Source organism: Enterobacter sp. ZOR0014, assembly GCF_000798855.1.
GTDB lineage: Bacteria > Pseudomonadota > Gammaproteobacteria > Enterobacterales > Enterobacteriaceae > Enterobacter > Enterobacter kobei.
Genome location: NZ_JTLF01000156.1, coordinates 1 through 1,719, shown reverse-complemented (window position 1 = coordinate 1,719; position 1,719 = coordinate 1). Strand labels below are relative to the sequence as shown.

Sequence of the window (1,719 nt, the reverse complement as noted above, 5' to 3'; positions counted from 1 at the left end):
TTGCGGCGTCGCCCCTGCGCCCTCCGCTCAGAGCCGGGTTTTTGTGGCGGCACGGCGCAACAGGGTGCCGCATATCAGAGAGGAGTGTGTCTATGTCCCGTTATATCCTGGGTGACTGCGTGCAGGTGATGTCCCGTTTTCCGGCACGTGCCGTTGATTTTATTCTTACCGATCCCCCGTATCTGGTTGGCTTTAAGGACCGTACCGGCCGCACTCTGGCCGGGGACAATTCGTCGGAATGGCTTCAGCCAGCGTGCCACGAAATGTACCGCGTACTCAAAAACGACAGTCTGATGGTGAGCTTTTACGCATGGAACCGCGCAGATCTGTTTCTCAATGCGTGGAAATCGGCCGGGTTCCGTGTTGTTGGCCATATCGTTTTTGCGAAGAGTTATGCCTCCAAATCAACGTTCGTGGGCTACACCCATGAGAACGCTTACCTGCTCGCGAAGGGGCGTCCGCAAACCCCGGACCGCCCCATCCCGGACGTGATCCCCTGGAAATACACGGGCAACAGACACCATCCGACGGAGAAGCCGGTGCAGAGCCTGCGGCCACTGATTGAATCGCTCACGCGTCCGGGGGCCATTGTCCTTGACCCGTTCGCCGGTAGCGGTTCCACCTGCGTGGCCGCCGCCGAAGCCAGCCGCCGCTATATCGGGATCGAGATGCTTGAGCAGTACCACGCCGCCGGCGTTCGCCGTCTGGCACAGGTTGAACGGGCGAGAAGGATGCCGGCGGCCAATGACGGTACGTTTTACCCTGATTATCCGGAGGCGGCATGAACTACCCGGGCCTTGAATCACTGCGCGCGGACGTGGCCGAGCTCAGCAATGCCATGTGTGACGTGCGGATGCTGCTGAACCGCCTCGAATCTCAGCACCGGCACGACGCGGCAACGCTGGCTGAACGTATGGCCGCCCAGACCCTGCGCCGGATTAACACCTTGCTTCTGGAAGCCTACCGCGAAGCCCTGGTGCTGGACGAAACCTTTCAGGGCTGACTGACCCTGCCGGGCTGATGCCCGGCCTGTAACCACTTACGAAAGAGATAAAAAGATGTACGGAACCCGCAAAGAACTTTGTGTACAGCTTGAAAACATGTTCACGTCTGACGAACCCCTGGTCCTGCTGGTCTGGACGGAAGAGGGGATTAGCGTGGCCTGCCGTGAAAACCAGCCAGAACCGGACGAGGCTGAAATCCGGGCGGTGATGAAGGCGCTTGGTGAAATGAAAATGACGCAATACCGCCAGGAGGGGGTAAATAATCTGACTATCAGCGATCTCCTGGCCCATCAGCGGGAAGCGGCAAACCGTCAGGTGAGTGTACCGGCAGCTTTACTTGCACGCGTCCTGCGCGACTATGAGTGTGAGCTGGAGCATCGCGCCGGAATGGCCTGGGAGGCCGGGCGGCCTGAACCCGATTCCGTAAAGGAAGCAAGGAATGACGTCTACGCACTGAAAGACGCGCTGGTAGCCTGAGAACGGGCCGGGGGAGCGTCCCCGGCAACCGGTGACAATTCACAACGAAAGAGGATGTCGTGAACTCCGCTTTTAATGCCGCGCTGGCGCGGCGGATGTGAGCGCCGTGCCTTCACTTTAGCCCGAACGCTGCAAATGCAAGGGTTTGCTACGCCGCCATCCTCGCCCGGTCGCAGTGATTTATTGCTTCATGCCGTTCTTCCCGTCGTTCTCCCGCTCAATATTCGCGGGAGAACCG

The 1,719-nt window shown here is 59.5% G+C and carries 3 protein-coding genes; all 3 read left to right on the top strand.

Going from position 1 to position 1,719, the window contains the following annotated elements; all coding sequences use genetic code 11:
• The first annotated feature begins 92 nt into the window (after nt 1-92).
• From L977_RS07995 to L977_RS07985, 3 genes are read left to right on the top strand one after another with little or no spacing between them, the layout of a single operon-like run.
• Nucleotides 93-785 carry a DNA methylase gene (locus L977_RS07995; protein WP_022650030.1) on the top strand — a complete coding sequence of 231 codons (693 nt, stop codon included), beginning with the start codon at nt 93-95 and terminating at the stop codon, nt 783-785.
• Complete coding sequence (locus L977_RS07990) at nt 782-1,003, top strand: hypothetical protein (protein WP_022650029.1); 222 nt, start codon at nt 782-784, stop codon at nt 1,001-1,003. The genes L977_RS07995 and L977_RS07990 overlap by 4 nt, the downstream gene beginning before the upstream one ends.
• Before the next feature lie 55 nt (nt 1,004-1,058).
• Nucleotides 1,059-1,481, top strand: coding sequence for a DUF1380 family protein (locus tag L977_RS07985; protein ID WP_047625548.1), 423 nt, complete (start codon nt 1,059-1,061; stop codon nt 1,479-1,481).
• Nucleotides 1,482-1,719 lie beyond the last annotated feature (238 nt).